The sequence below is a fragment of the Microbacterium helvum genome, assembly GCF_014779795.1.
GTDB lineage: Bacteria > Actinomycetota > Actinomycetes > Actinomycetales > Microbacteriaceae > Microbacterium > Microbacterium helvum.
The window spans coordinates 383,679-400,738 of the sequence record NZ_JACXZS010000002.1 but is presented as its reverse complement, the minus strand read 5'-3'; the positions used below and the strand labels follow the sequence as shown (position 1 = coordinate 400,738).

Genomic DNA, 17,060 nt, shown 5'->3' with positions numbered 1-17,060 from the left:
GCGGCTCGCCGGGTCAGGGGAGCACGATGACCTGGGCGCCGAACACCAGTCCGGCGCCGAAGCCGATCTGCAGGGCCAGGCCTCCGCTGAGCTCGGGGTGCTCCTCGAGCAGGCGGTGCGTGGCCAGCGGGATCGACGCGGCCGACGTGTTGCCGGTCGTCTCGATGTCGCGGGCGATGACCACGCTCTCGGGGAGCTTCAGCTGCTTGGCGAACTCGTCGACGATGCGCATGTTGGCCTGGTGGGGGACGAACGCGGCGAGATCGGATGCCTCGACCCCGGCCTCTTCGAGCGCCTGTCGTGCGACCTTGACCATCTCCCACACGGCCCACCGGAACACGGTCGGGCCCTCCTGGCGGAGCGTCGGCCACGGTGCGGCGCCGTCGCGGAACTCGGTCAGCGTGTGGTTCATGCCGACGGCATCCGCCTTGGAGCCGTCCGAGCCCCACACCGTCGGACCGATCCCGGGGGTGTCGCTCGGACCGACCACGGCCGCCCCTGCTCCGTCGCCGAGGAGGAACGAGATGCTGCGGTCGGTCGGGTCGACGATGTCGCTGAGCTTCTCGGTGCCGATGACGACGGCATAGTGGGCCGCGCCGGCGCGGATCAGGGCGTCAGCCTGCGCGATGCCGTAGGCGAAGCCCGCGCACGCGGCGTTGACGTCGTAGGCCGCGGCGGGGTTGGCGCCCACGCGGTCCGCGACGATCGCCGACACCGACGGGGTCTGCTTCGGGTTGCTGATGGTGGCGACGATGACCGCGTCGACCTGACTGGGGTCGACACCTGAGCGCTCGATCGCCTCGCGTGCGGCATCCGTCGCGAGGTCGATCGCATCGGTCTCGGGAACTGCGCGCATGCGGGTCACGATGCCGGTGCGCTGGCGGATCCACTCGTCGCTGGAGTCGATCGGACCGACGAGGTCGTCGTTGGGCACGGCGATCTCGCCGCGGGCGGCACCGTAGGCGTAGATGCGCGTGTGGGCGGCCCCGGTGGGCTGGACGAGGGTGGGGGTCATGCTTCTCTCCGGTCAGGCGTCGACGGCCACCAGAGCAGTGGCGGCCTCCAGGTCTTCGGGTGTCTTGACAGCCACGGCGGGGGTCCCGCGCAGCGCACGCTTCGCGAGCCCGACCAGGGTGCCTGCCGGCGACAGCTCCACGATGCCCGACACACCGGCGTCCGCGAAAGACGCCATGCAGAGGTCCCAGCGCACCGGAGAGGCGACCTGCTCGACCAGCAGGCCGACGAAATCCGTGCCCGACGTGACGGCGGACCCATCGCGGTTGGTCCAGATCGTGACCGACGGATCGGATGCCGCCACCTCCGCCGCGGCGGCACGCAGCGTCTCGACCGCCGGCGCCATGTACTGCGTGTGGAATGCCCCGGCGACCTGCAGCGGGATGACGCGCGTGCCCGCCACCGGCTCGGACGCGAGCGCCTGCAGTCCCTCGATCGCGCCGGCGACCACGAGCTGGCCACCGCCGTTGTAGTTCGCGGGCGACAGATCCAGCTCGGCCAGGCGGGCCAGGACGGCGGCCTCGTCGCCGCCGATGACGGCGCTCATGCCCGTTTCAGCGGCTGCTGCCGCCTCTGCCATCGCGCGACCCCGGATGCCGACGAGCGTGAGCGCCGCCTGCTCGCTGAGGATGCCGGCGGCCGCAGCCGCAGCGAACTCGCCCACCGAGTGGCCGGCGACGCCCGCGATTCCTGTCCGATCCGGGATCGCGTTCCACGACAGCAGGCTCGCCGCGACGATGAGCGGCTGGGCGACCTGGGTGTCGCGGATGCGGTCGGCGTCCCACTCGGTGCCGGCCGCGACGAGGTCGATGCCCGCCCACTCGGAGTACTGCGCCAGTCGATCGGCGGTGCCGTCGAGATCGAGCCAGGGAGTCAGGAAGCCGGGGGACTGAGAGCCCTGCCCGGGGAAGACAGCGATACGCACCGTTCCATCCTGCCAAGGATCAGCACGCGGGTTCTGAAGACACCGTCACAAGTATTCTGCGAACCTTTGTGCCCGTCCCACACCGGCGTCGCGTCCCACACCGGCGTCGCGCACCGGCGGTCGCGGTCGCTCAGAGCGGTCCGCGCCGGGCCGCGGTCGGACGCCGGCGGGTGGCATCCGTCCCGATCGATCCCAGGATGAGCGCCGTCTGCAGGATGAGCGCCTCACGGGGGCCGGTCGCATCCCACCCGATCACCTCGGAGACCCGCTTCAGGCGGTATCGCACGGTGTTCGGGTGCACGAACAGCTCGCGCGCGGTGGCCTCGAGCGAGCGCCCGTTGTCGAGGTAGGCCCACAGCGTCGACACCAGGTCTGCGCTGTGCGCCTGCAGCGGACGATAGATCCGCTCGACCAGCGTCTGCTTCGCGAGGGGATCGCCGGCCAGCGCACGCTCGGGCAGCAGGTCGTCCGCCTCGACGGGGCGCGGCGCGTGCCGCCAGGCGCGGGCGACGGCGAACCCCGCCAGCGCCGCGCGGGCGCTCTGACTCGCGTCCACCAGCGCCGGCACCGTGGGACCGAGCACGAGGTGGCCCGCGCCGAAGCCGGGCTCCAGGCGCTTGGCGATCTCGCCGAACGGCAGCTCCGCGACCGTGTCCTCGCTGCCCGTCGGCGGCTCGGCGCGCCCGAGCACCAGCACGAGACGCGAGCCCTGCACGCCGATCAGCACGTCCACATCGAGCTTGCGCGCGGTGCGGCGCAGCTGGTCCACGTCGAACTGTGCGGGCGTGGTGCCCACGAGCACCGCGACCTCGCCGTGGCCGTGCCAGCCCAGTGCCGCGATGCGGCTCGGCAGCTCTTCGTCGGCCTCTCCGGTCAGGATCGAGTCGACGACGAGCGCCTCCAGGCGCGCGTCCCACAGTCCTCGGGCCTCGGCGGCTCGTGCATACACGTCGGCTGCGGCGAACGCGACCTCTCGCGAGTACAGCAGGATCGCCTCTCGCAGATGCTCGCCCTTGCCGGCCACCCGCTCCTCGGTGACCTCGACGGTCACGCGGATGAGCTGCAGCGTCTGCTGCAGGCTGACGCTGCGCAGCAGCTCCCGCGGCGCGGCCGCGAAGATGTCGGAGGCGATCCACGGCGTCGAGCCGGGATCGTCGTACCACTGGATGAACGAGGTGATACCGGCCTGGGCCACCAGCCCGACGGCGGACCGTCGGGCCGGTGGCATCTCGGCGTACCAGGGCAGCGTGTCTTCGAGGCGCTTGATGGTGACGGTCGCGATATCGCCCGAGATGCGGCGCAGCCACGCCAGCGTCTCGGTCTTGTCCATCACCTCGACAGGCTTGCCCATTCGCGGATCAGCTCTCGCCGCCCGCGTTCCCGCTCGTACCGGCGGTCACGTCGTGGAGGCGATACTTCTCGATCGCCTGCGCAGCGAGGCCGCGGTCGACCGCGCCCTCTTCGGCCAGCGCCTGGAGGGTGCGGACCACGACGGACGGGCCGTCGATCTTGAAGAACCGGCGGGCGGCCGCGCGCGTGTCCGAGAAGCCGAAGCCGTCGGCCCCGAGCGTCGCGAAGCGGTTCGGCACCCACGGACGGATCTGGTCCTGGACCGCGTGCATGAAGTCGCTCACGGCGACCACGGGGCCCTGGACGTCCTTCAGCTTCTCGGTGAGGTACGCGGTGCGCGGCTCCTCGCCGGGGAAGAGGAAGTTGTGCTCGTCGGCGGCGAGGCCGTCGCGGCGCAGCTCCGACCACGACGTGACGGACCACACGTCAGCCTGAACGCCCCAGTCCTCACGCAGCAGCTGCTGCGCCTCGAGCGCCCACGGCACGCCGACGCCCGACGCGAAGATCTGCGCGCGCGGCCCTTCGCCCTCGGCGACCGAGATGCGGTGGATGCCGCGCACGATGCCGTCGACGTCCACGTCTGCCGGCTCGGCCGGCTGCACGAGAGGCTCGTTGTACACCGTGAGGTAGTACATGACGTTGGGGTCGGGGTGGTTGCCGCCGTACATCCGGTCCAGGCCCGCGCGCACGATGTGCGCGATCTCGTACCCGTAGGCCGGGTCGTACGCGACGGTCGCCGGGTTGGTCGAGGCCAGCAGCGGCGAGTGTCCGTCCGCGTGCTGCAGACCCTCACCGGTCAGAGTGGTGCGGCCGGCGGTCGCGCCCACCACGAAGCCGCGCGCCATCTGGTCGCCGGCTGCCCAGTTGGCGTCGCCGGTGCGTTGGAAGCCGAACATCGAGTAGAAGATGTAGACCGGGATCAGCGGCTCGCCGTGCGTCGCGTACGACGTGCCCGCGGCCGTGAAGGCCGCCATAGCGCCGGCCTCGTTGATGCCGACGTGCACGATCTGGCCCTGCGGGCTCTCTTTGTACGCCAGCAGCAGCTCGCGGTCGACCGAGGTGTAGTGCTGGCCGTTCGGGTTGTAGATCTTCGCGGTCGGGAAGTACGCGTCCATGCCGAACGTGCGCGCCTCGTCGGGGATGATCGGCACGATGCGGTGGCCGAAGTCCTTCGAGCGCAGCAGGTCCTTCAGCAGACGCACGAACGCCATCGTCGTGGCGATCTCCTGGTTGCCCGAGCCCTTCTTCGGCAGCGCGTACGCCTCGTCGCCCGGGAGCGAGATCGGCACGTGGTGGCTGCGGCGCTCGGGAAGGTACCCGCCGAGGCTCCGGCGACGGTCGAGCATGTACTGCACCGTCTCGTCCTGCTCGCCCGGGTGGAAGTACGGCGGCTGGTAGGGGTTCGCCTCGAGCTGCGCGTCCGTGACCGGGATCTGCATCCCGTCGCGGAAGTGCTTGAGGTCCTCGAGCGTCATCTTCTTCATCTGGTGGGTCGCGTTGCGGCCCTCGAAGTGCGGACCGAGGCCGTAGCCCTTGATGGTCTTGGCGAGGATGACGGTCGGCTGGCCCTTGTGCTCGACGGCCGCCTTGAACGCCGCGTACACCTTGCGGTAATCGTGACCGCCGCGCTTGAGGTTCCAGATCTGCTCGTCGGAGTAGTCCTTGACGAGGGCCGCGGCGCGCTCGTCCCGGCCGAAGAAGTGCTCGCGCACATACGCGCCGTTCTCGGCCTTGTACGTCTGGTAGTCGCCGTCCGGCGTGACATTCATGAGGTTGAGCAGCGCGCCGTCGCGGTCGCGCGCGAGCAGGTCGTCCCACTCGCGACCCCACACGACCTTGATGACGTTCCAGCCCGCGCCGCGGAAGAAGGCCTCGAGCTCCTGGATGATCTTGCCGTTGCCGCGGACCGGGCCGTCGAGGCGCTGCAGGTTGCAGTTGACGACGAACGTGAGGTTGTCGAGCCCCTCGTTCGCGGCGACCTGGAGCTGGCCGCGGCTCTCGACCTCGTCCATCTCGCCGTCGCCGAGGAACGCCCACACGTGGGCGTCGGAGAGGTCCTTGATGCCGCGGTTGGTGAGGTACTTGTTCGCCTGTGCCTGGTAGATGGCGTTGATCGGGCCCAGGCCCATCGACACCGTCGGGAACTGCCAGTAGTCCGGCATCAGGCGGGGGTGGGGGTACGAGGGCAGCGCGTGCGGCGCGTGCGACTTCTCCTGACGGAAGCCGTCGAGGTCGTCCTCGCCCAGTCGGCCTTCGAGGAACGAGCGGGCGTACATGCCGGGGGAGGCGTGGCCCTGGAAGAAGACCTGGTCGCCGCCCGAGGGGTGGTCCAGACCCCGGAAGAAGTGGTTGAAGCCGACCTCGTACAGTGCGGCCGACGACGCGTACGTGGAGATGTGGCCGCCCACGCCGATCCCGGGGCGCTGCGCGCGGTGCACCGTGATGGCGGCGTTCCACCGGATCCAGCGCCGGTACCGACGCTCGAGCTCTTCATCGCCGGGGAACTCGGGCTCGTTCTCGGGCGCGATCGTGTTGATGTAGTCCGTCGTCGGGACCTGCGGCACGTTCAGCTGGAGCTCGTGCGAGGTCTGCAGCAGGCTCAGCATGATTTCGCGGCCACGACCGTGGCCCTTGGCCTGCACGAGCTGCTGCAGGGATTCCTGCCACTCGGAGGTCTCGTCGGGATCGCTGTCGAGGGAGTCCTGCGAGTACGGATCCTGATCGTTGACAGTCACAGAAGACCTTTCGTCGTCTGGCAGATCGTGCCAGGGAATCGCTACCGGAGCGGGGCGGACTTTGTCTGCCCGTCACAACGCACCATCTGCCAGCCTACCGAGTTCGAGCGCCTGCGGACGCACCTCGTAGACTGGCGGCGAGGGCCTTTAGCTCAGCTGGTAGAGCGCCACGTTTACACCGTGGATGTCGTCGGTTCGATCCCGGCAGGGCCCACTTCCGGATCAGTGGATGCCGCTCACCCTCGCTCCTCGTCGTCCTCGCGTTCATGCGACACGACGTGGGGGAGCGCGAACTCCTCGTAGCCGGGTCGGCCGACCCGCGAATGACGGTGCGAGTAGGCGAAGTAGATGACGAAGCCGATCACGAGCCAGATCACGAAGCGCAGCCATGTCTCCACGGTGAGGTTCAGCATCAGGTAGATGCAGATCGCGGCCGACAGACCGGGCAGCCAGGGGTTGAGCGGCACACGGAAGCTGCGACGCAGATCGGGGCGTCTCCGGCGAAGCACGATGACCCCGACCGAGACGAGCACGAACGCCGAGAGCGTTCCGATGTTCACCATCTCTTCGAGCACCCCGACGCGCGTGAACCCCGCCACGAGGGCGACGATCACCGTCACGATGAGCGAGATCAGCCAGGGCGTCCGCAGCCGCGGATGGACCTTCGCCAGCGCGGCGGGAAGCAGCGCGTCGCGCGACATCGCGAAGATGATCCGGGTCGCGCCGATCAGCAGCGTGAGCACGACCGTCGTCAGGCCGGCGACGGCGCCCGCCGAGATCAGCGTCGCCATCCAGGTCGCCCCGTGGAAGACGAAGGCGTTGGCGAGCGCCGCGGCGGGGTCGAGCTCCTGATACGGCACCATTCCGGTGACCACGAGTGCGACGGCGCAGTAGAGCAGGGTGCAGATCACCAGCGACGCGATGATGCCGATCGGCATGTCGCGCTGGGGATTGCGGGTCTCCTCCGCCGTGGTGGCGACCACGTCGAACCCGATGTACGCGAAGAAGACCAGGGCGGCGCCCGCGAAGATGCCCCCGACGCCGAACGCGGTCGGCTCGATGCCCGAGAAGAACTGCAGCAGCGGCTGGCTGAGCCCGGTCGCGGCCTCACGCGGAGACGGATCGGGGACGAACGGCGACCAGTTGGCAGGATTCACGAAGAGCAGACCGGCGACGATCACGAACAGCACGATGAAGAGCTTCACGGCGACCAGAACGAGGTTCACCCGCAGGGACTCCTTGATGCCGAACGTCATCAGCCCGCCCAGCACCAGCACCAGCAGGATCGCCATCAGGTCGACCGTGCCGCCGTAGCCGATCGCGGCGGGGATCTGGATGCCGAGCTGCGCCAGCAGCGTTCCGAGATAGGCGCTCCAGCCCTGTGCCACGACGCTCGCGCCGAGGAACATCTCCAGGATCAGATCCCAGCCGATGATCCACGCGAACAGCTCGCCGAGCGACGAGTACGAGAACGTGTACGCCGACCCCGACACCGGGACCGTCGACGCGAACTCGGCGTAGCACAGGGCCGCCAGCGTGCACGCGATCGCGGCGACCACGAAGCTGATGACGATCGCCGGGCCCGCGACTTCGTGCGCAGCCCGCCCCGTCAGCGTGAAGATGCCGGCGCCGATCACGACGCCGATGCCGAACACGGTCAGGTCGAGCGCGGTCAGCGACTTCTTCAGCCGGAATTCCGGTTCGTCGGTGTCGGCGATCGACTGCTCGACCGATTTGGTTCGCAGAACACCCATCGTTGCGCCTTTCGTCATCGGAAGGGCCGTCGTCGAATGCTAGTCCTCGCCGTTCGCCGCGTCGATGGCCCGCGATAGGTTGGTTCCGTGAACGCCAGCCACGCAGACCAGCGCCGCCTCGTCGAGGTCGCACAGCTCGACGCCCGTATCCGACAGGCCGACCACGCGCGCAAGAACCCGCCGCAGGCTGCGCGTGTCCAGGAGCTGCTGGGCCGTCGACAGGAGCTCTCGCAGGAGCTGTCGGTGCGCCTCGGCGCCCGTGACGACTTCCGCACCGAGCTCGCGCGCATCGAGTCCGACGTCGCCGTCGTCGATGCGCGGGCCGCGCGCGACAGCGACCGGCTGGCCGCGTCGACGAACCCGAAAGAAGCGCAGAGCCTGGAGAGCGAGCTCGCCGCGCTCGCACGCCGCAAGAGCGACCTCGAGGACGCCGAACTGGCCGTCATGGAGCGGCTCGAGACGGCGGATGCCGCAGTCGCGGAGCAAGAGGCCCTGATCGCCGCGACCAACGCCGAGGGCGCCGAGCTGAGCGCCGAGGGCAAGCGCGCCGTCGCCGAGGCGACCGCCGCGTTCGAGGCGGCCGAACGCGACCGCGCCGCCCTCGCCGGCACGCTCCCCGCAGACCTCGTCGCTCTGTACGACCGCCTCGCGACCCGCAGCGCAGGCGCCGCGTTCCTGCGCGCCCGTACGTGCGAGGGCTGTCACATGGTCCTCGCGGGCACCGATCTGCAGGTGCTCCGCCAAGCCCCCGACGACGCCGTCGTGAACTGCCCCGAGTGCGGTTGCATCCTCGTCATCGACGTGGATTCCGGACTGTGATCCGCCGCTCGCGTCCGCATCGTGGACGCCGCTGACGCACCGGCCTGGATCGTTCTCGGGCGGTCCCCGCACGGAGTGACGGCGATTCTGCTCGACGAGGTCGCGGCCGAGCGCGCGCGTGTGACACTCACGGTCGACTCTCTTGCCGGATGGGTGGCCGATGCGGAGTCGGCCCACGCCCCGCGGTGGGTCTGGAACGACACCCCGCGCTGGTATGCGGACCTGCTCGCGGCCGGCGTGCGCGTCGCCCGCTGCCACGATCTGCGGCTGTGCCACGCGATCCTGCGCGACTCGGCGCTGATCGCGTCCGCGGGTGACCTCCGCGACGCCGTCGAGTGGGATGCCGCACCGCACGCCCAGGAACACGCGGTGCCCGCCCTGTTCGAGCTCGACGGCGCAGCCTCCGGCAGGCTCACGCTTCCGGAGGGCCCGGAGGACTCTCTTGCCGAGTTCGCCCGGCAGCGCGCGGCGATCGCAGGCTCGCGCGACCCCGGCAGGCTCCGGCTGCTGACGGCAGCGGAGTCGGCCGGCGCCCTGGTCGCGGCCGAGATGCGGGCTGCGGGACTGCCGTGGGACGCCGCCGAGCACGACCGGATCCTCGTCGCCACGCTCGGTGAGCGACCGCTCGCAGGTGGGCAGCCCGCACTGCTGGCTGCTGCGGCCGCCCGCGTGCGGGACGCGCTGGGGGATCCCGGTGCGAGCCTGGACTCGCAGCCCAAGCTGCTGCGTGCGCTTCACCGGGTGGGCGTCCTGGTCGAATCCACCAACAGGTGGGAGCTCGCCGAGCAGCGGCATCCGGTGATCGAGCCTCTGCTGGAGTACAAGAAGCTGTCGCGACTGCTCTCTGCCAACGGCTGGACGTGGCTGGGAGAGTGGGTCGCGGACGGGCGGTTCCGGCCCGTCTACATCCCCGGCGGCGTGGTCACGGGCCGATGGGCGTCGTCAGGAGGCGGGGCGCTCCAGCTGCCGCGCCAACTGCGTGAAGCGGTGCGGGCCGACCCGGGCTGGCGGCTCGTCGTCGCGGACGTGGCACAGCTCGAGCCTCGCGTACTGGCCGCGATGTCGGGCGACACCGCGCTCGCAGCGGCCGCGCGAGGCCGCGATCTCTACGCCGGCATCGTCGAGAGCGGCGCCGTCGCGAGCAGGCAGGAGGCGAAGATCGCCATCCTCGGCGCGATGTACGGCGCCACCACGGGGGAGTCCGGGCGTCTCGTGCCGCGGCTGCGCCGCGCGTATCCGCGTGCCATGGGTCTGGTCGACGAAGCGGCCCGCACCGGCGAGGACGGCGGCACCGTCTCGACGTGGCTCGGCCGCACGTCGCCGTCGCCGTCGTCGGACTGGTCGGCGCTGCAGTCACGGGCGACCGAGGCCGAGGCATCCGGAGCCGACGAGACGCGCGCGAGGCGACGTGCACGCGACCGAGGCCGCTTCACCCGCAACTTCGTCGTACAGGGCACGGCCGCGGAGTGGGCGCTGGCATGGCTGGCGGATCTGCGGACGCGACTGGCCGGGATGCCTGCTGTCGATGCCGCGCACGCCGCGCCGCGCTCCGGCCCGGTGTTCGCCGACCGTCCGCACCTGGCGTTCTTCCTGCACGACGAGGTCATCGTCCACACCCCGGAAGAGCACGCGGAGGCAGCAGCGCAGGCGGTCGAGGACGCCGCCACCGCGGCGGGCCGCCTGCTGTTCGGCGGGTTCCCGCTCGACTTCCGGCTCGACGTGCGCATCGCAGAAACGGCGCTCAAGGACTGACGCGGAGCACAGACCCAGGCCGCGGGCGATAGACTCGCCGACGCGAATGGGTCGGCTGGACGGTCGCGTCGCGGGTCACCGCGCCGAGGAACGTCCGGGCTCCACAGGGCAGGGCGGTGGGTAACACCCACCCGGAGCGATCCGCGAGACAGTGCCACAGAGAGCAGACCGCCCGGCTTCGGCCGGGTAAGGGTGAAAGGGCGGTGTAAGAGACCACCGGGGTCGTGGTGACACGACCCGCACGGCAAACCTCGCCCGGAGCAAGGCCAGACAGGGGATGACGACGCGGCCCGCCGAGTCCCCGGGTAGGCCGCTGGAGCGGCACGGCAACGTGTCGCCGAGAGAGATGACCGTCTACGGGGCGTCAGCCCCCGGACAGAACCCGGCGTACAGGCCGGCCCATTCGCCCTCTCGCCGCGGGACGACTCAGCCGCGCGCCAGCGCGGCGGCCCCGATGATCCCGGCGTTGTTGCGGTGCACCGCCGGCACGATCGGCGTGTTCAGGTCGAGCAGGTGCAGGAACTGGTCGGAGTGCTTCGAGACGCCGCCGCCGACGACGAAGAGGTCGGGGCTGAACAGGAACTCGATGTGGCTGTAGTACCACTGCAGCCGCTTCGCCCACTTCGCCCACGACAGATTGTGCCGCTCCATGGCGGAGTACGCCGCATAGGACTCGGCGTCGCCGCCGTGCTTCGCGCGCTGCACGTGCCCGAGCTCGGAGTTGGGCACGAGAACCCCGTCGTAGAGCAGTGCCGAGCCGATGCCGGTGCCGAGGGTTGTGAGGATCGTGAGCCCCGGCTGATCCTTCGCAGCGCCGTATCTCACCTCGGCGACACCGGCGACGTCCGCGTCGTTGGCGAAATGGATGTCGCGCCCGAGGCCGTCCTCGAAGAACTTCTCGGCCTCGAACCCGATCCACTGGTCCGAGACGTTCGCCGCCGACATGGTGCGCCCGCGCTTGATGATCGCGGGGAAGGCCACCCCGAGCGGAACCGATGCGTCGTCGGCGACGCCGAGTGTGGAGAGCACTTCGGTGACCGCCGCCAGGACGTCCGGCGGGTGAGCCCCTGCGGGGGTCGCGACCTTCACCCGGTCGCTCACGAGCTCACCCCGTTCGAGATCGACGATCCCCGCCTTGATGCCCGTCCCGCCGATGTCCACGCCGACGGCGCGTGCCGCGTCAGATGCCATGCCGACAGCCTACCGACGACACGCGGCCCCGCCCGAGACATCCATCGGAGGGCCGATCCGGCGGCGCGTCAGTAGGATCGTGCTGACGATCACCGGCCCGCGATCAGGGAGTGCGACGATGACGGACGGCAGCGAGAAGTACTGGTACAACCTGAAGACCGGCGAGGTCGAGAAGGGGTTCGAGTCGCCTGCGCCCGACCGCGCGGGCCCGTTCGATACGCCGGAAGAGGCGGCGAAGGCCCCGGAGGTCATCCGTGGGCGTTCGAAGGCGTGGGCCGACGAAGAGGCCCGCGAGGACTCGTGGGGGACCGGCTCCGTGTCGGACGACCCCGGCGCCGACCAGTAGTCTGGCTTCGACCCGGTTCGCAGGGACGAGCGGGCCGCACGGGCACCGGAGAGGACGCGATGGACAAGCAGCGTGACTTCGTTCTGAGGACCATCGAGGAACGGGGCGTCAAGTTCGTCCGCCTCTGGTTCACCGACGTCATCGGCACGCTCAAATCGGTCGCGATCGCGCCGGCCGAGGTCGAAGGCGCGTTCACCGAAGGTCTGGGCTTCGACGGCTCCGCCATCGAGGGGCTCACGAGGTCGTACGAGTCCGACCTGCTCGCGCACCCCGACCCGACGACCTTCCAGATCCTGCCGTGGCGCGGCGAGATCGATCCGACCGCGCGCATGTTCTGCGACATCACCACGCCGGACAGCCAGCCCGCCGTGGCCGATCCGCGTCATGTGCTCAAGCGCACCCTCGCGAAAGCCGCCGACGCGGGGTTCACGTTCTACACGCACCCCGAGATCGAGTTCTACCTGCTGAAGTCGTCGTCGTTCGGCACCGAGGGCCCCGAGCCCGTGGACTCGGCCGGGTACTTCGACAACGTCCCCGGCGGCACGGCCCACGACTTCCGCCGCCGTTCGGTCCGCATGCTCGAGGACCTCGGCATCTCGGTCGAGTACAGCCACCACGAGGGCGGCCCCGGCCAGAACGAGATCGACCTGCGGTACGCCGACGCGTTGACCACGGCCGACAACATCATGACGTTCCGCACCGTCATCAAAGAGGTCGCCATCGAGCAGGGCGTCTACGCGACGTTCATGCCGAAGCCGATGACCGGCAAGCCGGGCAGCGGCATGCACACCCACATGTCGCTGTTCGAGGGCGACGTCAACGCGTTCTACGAAGAGGGCGCGCAGTATCAGCTGTCGAAGGTGGGCCGCCAGTTCATCGCCGGCCTGCTCCGCCACGCGAACGAGATCTCGGCCGTGACGAACCAGTTCGTCAACTCGTACAAGCGCCTGTGGGGCGGCGACGAGGCCCCGAGCTTCATCTGCTGGGGCCACAACAACCGCTCCGCCCTCGTGCGCGTGCCGCTCTACAAGCCGAGCAAGGGCCAGTCCTCGCGCGTCGAGTACCGCGCGCTCGACTCGGCCGCCAACCCGTATCTCGCCTACGCGCTCATGCTCGCGGCCGGACTCAGGGGCATCGAAGAGGAGTACGAGCTGCCCGCCGAGGCCGAAGACAACGTGTGGTCGCTGACCGATGCCGAGCGGCGCGCCCTCGGCTACGCCCCGCTGCCGGCCAGCCTCGATCACGCGCTCGAGTACATGGAGGAATCCGAGCTCGTCGCCGAGACTCTCGGCGAGCAGGTCTTCAACCACGTGCTCCTCAACAAGCGCCGCGAGTGGCAGGAGTACCGCTCCCAGGTGACGGCGTTCGAGCTCAAGAGCAACCTCGAACTGCTCTGAGGCCCTCCGACGCATGTCTGCGAGCGACCGGTCCGGATCTCTCACCCCGCTCGCGCGCGTCGGCTTCAGCAGCCTCGGCGATGCCGAGCAGCTGCTGGACGAGCTCACCGGGCTGACCGGCATCCCTCGTGAAGTCGTGCTGGAGCGCGCCGCGACGGCGGCCGATCCCGACGAGGCGCTGCACGCCGTCACGAAGCTGGCTCGCCGCGACGACCGGGCCGTGCGACGCGCGCACCAGCGTTCCGGCGCCTGGCGTGCGCTGTGGGCGCTGCTCGGCGCGTCGACGGGCTTCGGCGAGTTCTTCGCCCGCCATCCCGCCGAGCTCGACGAGCTGGCGCATGCCGGTGACCGTCTGCCGACCAAGGCCGAGCTGCGGGAAGAGCTGCTGGACGCCGTCGGTGCGACGGACGGCTTCGCGGCGGACGGCGGCGAGAGCGCCTGGGTGGCCCTGCGGGTCCGCTATCGGCGCATGCTCGCCCGCATCGCTGCGTACGACCTGTTGAGCCCGTCGCCGGTCGACGAGATCCCCGTCGTGTCGATGAGGCTTGCGGATGCCGCGGGGGCGGCGTTGGAGGCATCCCTCGCGGTCGCACGCACGCGCGTATCCGGCGGCGCCGCGGGAGCCGGGCTGTTCCCTCGCAAACAGGTCGCCGAAGCGGGACTCGCGATCATCGGCATGGGCAAGACAGGGGCCAGGGAGCTCAACTACGTCAGCGACGTCGACGTGATCTTCGTCGCCGGCGGGTCCGACGAAGCGATGGCCGAGTACGGCGAGAGCCGCATCGTCGACATCGCGACGCGGTTGGCCGTGCAGACGATGCGCGGGATCTCGGGCGTCGAGATCGAGCCGCCGCTGTGGGAGGTCGACGCCAACCTGCGGCCCGAGGGCAAGCAGGGCGCGCTCGTGCGCACCGTCGACTCCCACGTCGCGTACTACGAGCGCTGGGCGAAGAGCTGGGAGTTCCAGGCGCTGCTCAAGGCACGGCCGATCGCCGGCGATCCGGTCGTCGCGGAGGCCTACATCGCCGCCGTACAGCCGAAGGTCTGGACGAGCGCCGCGCGCGAGAACTTCGTCGACAGCGTGCAGCGCATGCGGGAGCGCGTGACCGAGCACATCCCCGCGTCGGACGTGCCCTACCAGCTGAAGCTCGGCCCGGGCGGCATCCGCGACATCGAGTTCACCGTCCAGCTGCTGCAGCTGGTGCACGGGCTGTCGGACGACCGGATCCGCCAGCGCGGCACGCTGGAAGCCCTCGATGCGCTGGTGGCCGAAGGCTACATCGGCCGCGTCGAGGCGTCGGCCTTCTCGCACGACTACCGGGTGCTGCGCCTGCTCGAGCACCGCGTGCAGCTGCGGCAGCTGCGGCGGACGCATCTGATGCCGTCGCGCGCTGAGGACCTGCGCGTGCTGGCGCGGGCGACCGCCCTCGCCGACACCGGCCAGGGCGTGTGGGATCTGTGGGAGTCCACCAAGCGCGAGGTGCGCGACATCCACGTGCGCCTCTTCTACCGGCCGCTGCTGTCCGCGGTCGCGGCCCTGCCGGCCGACGAGCGCGTGCTGTCGACCGAGCAGGCGCATGACCGCCTCGCGGCCATCGGCTTCGCCGACCCGGCCGGCGCCCTGCGGCACATCGCCGCCCTGACGAGCGGTCTCAGTCGCAAGGCGACGATCCAGCGGCACCTCATGCCGGTGATGATCCGATGGTTCGCCGACGGCGTCGACCCGGACTACGGCCTGCTCGCGTTCCGCCGGCTGAGCGAGCGCCTGGGCGACACGCACTGGTTCCTGCGCATGCTGCGCGACTCGTCGGGCGCCGCCGAGAGCCTCTCGCGTGTGCTGTCCGGTTCGCGGTACGTGGGCGAGCTGATCGAGTGGATCCCGGAGTCGGCCGCCTGGCTCGACGATCCCGAGCTGCTGCGGCCCCGGTCCGGCGTCGCGCTGCAGCAGGAGGCGCGGGCGATCCAGACCCGTCACGCGACCGTGACCGATGCGATGCGCGCCGTCCGGGCGCTGCGCCGTCGCGAGCAGCTGCGCCTTGCGATGGCGGCGATCCTCGGTGCCGTCACGATCGAAGAGGTCGCCGAGGCGCTCACGACGATCACCGAGGTCACCATCCAGGCGACGCTGCGCGCGGTGCGCCGTGACATCGTCCCGCCGGAGGACGCCGCGCTGGACTTCTCCGTCATCGCCATGGGCCGCTTCGGCGGCGCCGAGCTGGGCTTCGGCTCGGACGCCGACGTCATGTACGTCTACCGGGCGAACGGCATCGAGCCCCAGCGCGCGCACGAGCTGGCACTGAAGCTCGTCGCGGGTCTGCGGACGCACTCCGAGGATCACCGCGTCCCCCTGGAGCTCGATGCCGATCTGCGGCCCGAAGGCCGCAACGGGCCGCTGGCACGCTCGCTCGACGCGTACGCCGAGTACTACCGGCGCTGGGCGCTCTCGTGGGAGGCGCAGGCACTGCTGCGCGCGCGGGGCGTCGCCGGAAGCGTCAAGCTGATCGCCGACTTCATGCAGATGGCGGACCAGGTGCGCTACCCCGAGACGGTGGACCTCGCGGCGGTGCGCGAGATCAAGCGCATCAAGGCACGCGTCGAGAGCGAGCGTCTGCCGCAGGGCGTCGATCCGTCACGGCATCTCAAGCTCGGGCCCGGTTCGCTCAGCGACGTCGAATGGCTCGTGCAGCTGCTGCAGCTCCAGCACGCGCACGCCGTGCCCGCGATGCGCACGACCTCCACGCTCGACGCGCTGCGCGCGGCCGTCGACGCCGATCTGATCCCGTCCACGTCCGCTGATCGTCTCGCGGAGGCGTGGCGGCTGGCGAGCCGGCTCCGATCGGCCAACACGCTGCTGTCCGGGCAGACCAGCGACGTGCTGCCGGTGGATCGCGGCAAGCTCGACGGGATCGGACGCCTGCTCGAGTATCCGCCGCGCTCGGCCAGTCGCGTCGAGGACGACTACCTGGGCACCACGCGTCGTGCCCGCCGCGTCTTCGAGAAGCTCTTCTACGGTTGAGGGATGCCGCACCGCAGGCCGTGTCCGAGTCCGCGGTGGGCCGTCACGCTGCCGGGCACTGCGGGATGCCGTCGATGCTGTCGCCGGGCTGCGGACTGCCGGTCACCGCGGCGACCACGCGGACGGCCCGGTCCCAGTAGCGCGCGTAGTGGTCCGCGTCGTCGTTGACCTGCGTGCGATGTGCGACCAGGGTGGGCTCCAGCGACGCACGGTCGGGTACGCGATCGGTCATCGCGCGATAGAACAGGACCGCGGCGGTGTAGGGGTCCAGTCGCGCCTCCCGCGAACCCCAGGAGTCCTGCTGCTGGAACAGCCCCATCGACGTGGTGCGCGAGCCGTCGGGGTTGCGCACCCCGTTCGTCTCCCAGTCGCCGTAGTCCAGGTTGCGCAGCGAGGACTCGCCCATCGCCGTCATCACCGCGATGGTCTGATCGCGCGCGTCGAGGCCGAGATCGCGGCCCGCCACGACGATCGTGCAGGCGTTGGCGAGCTGTTCGACGCGGTATCCCGCGACCGCAGGCACCGGGTCAGCGCGATACCCGCCGAACACGTCGTCGAGGGATCGCGCGAGGAATCCCGCGCCGATCAGGAAGACCGACACGAGGACGACCGGCACCGCGACGGCGAGGGCGACCCGCGGCCACCGGGAACGCACACGCGCACGCCGACGCCCACGGCGTGCCGCCGACGCGCGCGACGCCTTCGAGCGTGGGACGCGGCGCGGCGGCGTCTCCACAGCGGAGGGGGCAGGCATCGTCTTC

The 17,060-nt window shown here is 70.5% G+C and carries 12 protein-coding genes, 1 tRNA gene and 1 other RNA gene; 7 read left to right on the top strand and 7 right to left on the bottom strand.

From position 1 onward, the window contains the following. Window positions 1–13: 13 nt before the first annotated feature. From IF188_RS05005 to aceE, 4 genes are all read right to left on the bottom strand, one after another. Window positions 14–1,015: a beta-ketoacyl-ACP synthase III gene (locus tag IF188_RS05005; RefSeq protein ID WP_191170673.1), complete on the bottom strand. Its 1,002-nt coding sequence runs from the start codon at window positions 1,013–1,015 to the stop codon at window positions 14–16. Window positions 1,016–1,027: 12 nt separating this feature from the next. After that, the gene (locus IF188_RS05000; RefSeq protein WP_191170672.1) at window positions 1,028–1,939 is read right to left on the bottom strand and encodes an ACP S-malonyltransferase; all 912 of its coding nucleotides are present in this window, start codon (window positions 1,937–1,939) and stop codon (window positions 1,028–1,030) included. A gap of 130 nt (window positions 1,940–2,069) precedes the next feature. Further along, the gene (locus IF188_RS04995; protein WP_224751419.1) at window positions 2,070–3,290 is read right to left on the bottom strand and encodes a PucR family transcriptional regulator; all 1,221 of its coding nucleotides are present in this window, start codon (window positions 3,288–3,290) and stop codon (window positions 2,070–2,072) included. A 7-nt stretch (window positions 3,291–3,297) separates the two neighbouring features. Next, complete coding sequence (gene aceE / locus IF188_RS04990) at window positions 3,298–6,024, bottom strand: pyruvate dehydrogenase (acetyl-transferring), homodimeric type (RefSeq protein ID WP_191170671.1); 2,727 nt, start codon at window positions 6,022–6,024, stop codon at window positions 3,298–3,300. A 141-nt stretch (window positions 6,025–6,165) separates the two neighbouring features. Here aceE and IF188_RS04985 point away from each other — a divergent pair. Continuing rightward, window positions 6,166–6,238, top strand: a tRNA-Val gene (locus IF188_RS04985). Between the two features lie 22 nt (window positions 6,239–6,260). On the opposite strand, the gene IF188_RS04980 is transcribed toward IF188_RS04985, so the two are convergent. After that, window positions 6,261–7,778 carry an amino acid permease gene (locus IF188_RS04980; RefSeq protein ID WP_191170670.1) on the bottom strand — a complete coding sequence of 506 codons (1,518 nt, stop codon included), beginning with the start codon at window positions 7,776–7,778 and terminating at the stop codon, window positions 6,261–6,263. 87 nt (window positions 7,779–7,865) lie between these two features. Between IF188_RS04980 and IF188_RS20480 the strand changes: the two genes are divergently transcribed. The 3 genes from IF188_RS20480 (at window position 7,866) to rnpB (ending at window position 10,755) form a co-directional block, all read left to right on the top strand. Beyond that, window positions 7,866–8,597 carry a zinc ribbon domain-containing protein gene (locus IF188_RS20480; protein ID WP_191170669.1) on the top strand — a complete coding sequence of 244 codons (732 nt, stop codon included), beginning with the start codon at window positions 7,866–7,868 and terminating at the stop codon, window positions 8,595–8,597. A gap of 21 nt (window positions 8,598–8,618) precedes the next feature. Beyond that, window positions 8,619–10,349 (top strand): bifunctional 3'-5' exonuclease/DNA polymerase, encoded by a 1,731-nt coding sequence (locus tag IF188_RS04970; RefSeq protein WP_191170668.1) that lies wholly within the window; start codon window positions 8,619–8,621, stop codon window positions 10,347–10,349. 47 nt (window positions 10,350–10,396) lie between these two features. Continuing rightward, window positions 10,397–10,755, top strand: an RNA gene (gene rnpB, locus IF188_RS04965) — RNase P RNA component class A. Between the two features lie 20 nt (window positions 10,756–10,775). On the opposite strand, the gene ppgK is transcribed toward rnpB, so the two are convergent. Beyond that, complete coding sequence (gene ppgK, locus IF188_RS04960; RefSeq protein WP_191170667.1) at window positions 10,776–11,540, bottom strand: polyphosphate--glucose phosphotransferase; 765 nt, start codon at window positions 11,538–11,540, stop codon at window positions 10,776–10,778. Window positions 11,541–11,658: 118 nt separating this feature from the next. Here ppgK and IF188_RS04955 point away from each other — a divergent pair, with 118 nt between their 5' ends. From IF188_RS04955 to IF188_RS04945, 3 genes are read left to right on the top strand one after another with little or no spacing between them, the layout of a single operon-like run. Beyond that, entirely contained in the window at window positions 11,659–11,886 is a 228-nt protein-coding gene (locus IF188_RS04955; RefSeq protein WP_191170666.1) for an SPOR domain-containing protein, read from the top strand. 59 nt (window positions 11,887–11,945) lie between these two features. Further along, a complete protein-coding gene (gene glnA, locus IF188_RS04950; protein ID WP_191170665.1) occupies window positions 11,946–13,283 on the top strand; it encodes a type I glutamate--ammonia ligase in 1,338 nt (445 codons plus the stop codon). Between the two features lie 13 nt (window positions 13,284–13,296). After that, complete coding sequence (locus tag IF188_RS04945) at window positions 13,297–16,299, top strand: bifunctional [glutamine synthetase] adenylyltransferase/[glutamine synthetase]-adenylyl-L-tyrosine phosphorylase (RefSeq protein WP_191170664.1); 3,003 nt, start codon at window positions 13,297–13,299, stop codon at window positions 16,297–16,299. Between the two features lie 43 nt (window positions 16,300–16,342). On the opposite strand, the gene IF188_RS04940 is transcribed toward IF188_RS04945, so the two are convergent. After that, window positions 16,343–17,053, bottom strand: a complete 711-nt coding sequence (locus IF188_RS04940) for a peptidase M23 (RefSeq protein WP_224751418.1) — start codon at window positions 17,051–17,053, stop codon at window positions 16,343–16,345. Window positions 17,054–17,060 lie beyond the last annotated feature (7 nt).

Excerpts from the sequence above, each read along its gene's own strand:
- IF188_RS04945 (WP_191170664.1), top strand. The coding sequence starts at position 13,297 with ATGTCTGCGAGCGACCGGTCCGGATCTCTCACCCCGCTCGCGCGCGTC.
- glnA (WP_191170665.1), top strand. The coding sequence starts at position 11,946 with ATGGACAAGCAGCGTGACTTCGTTCTGAGGACCATCGAGGAACGGGGC.
- ppgK (WP_191170667.1), bottom strand. The coding sequence starts at position 11,540 with ATGGCATCTGACGCGGCACGCGCCGTCGGCGTGGACATCGGCGGGACG.
- IF188_RS05005 (WP_191170673.1), bottom strand. The coding sequence starts at position 1,015 with ATGACCCCCACCCTCGTCCAGCCCACCGGGGCCGCCCACACGCGCATC.
- IF188_RS04955 (WP_191170666.1), top strand. The coding sequence starts at position 11,659 with ATGACGGACGGCAGCGAGAAGTACTGGTACAACCTGAAGACCGGCGAG.
- IF188_RS04995 (WP_224751419.1), bottom strand. The coding sequence starts at position 3,290 with ATGGGCAAGCCTGTCGAGGTGATGGACAAGACCGAGACGCTGGCGTGG.
- IF188_RS04940 (WP_224751418.1), bottom strand. The coding sequence starts at position 17,053 with ATGCCTGCCCCCTCCGCTGTGGAGACGCCGCCGCGCCGCGTCCCACGC.
- IF188_RS04980 (WP_191170670.1), bottom strand. The coding sequence starts at position 7,778 with ATGGGTGTTCTGCGAACCAAATCGGTCGAGCAGTCGATCGCCGACACC.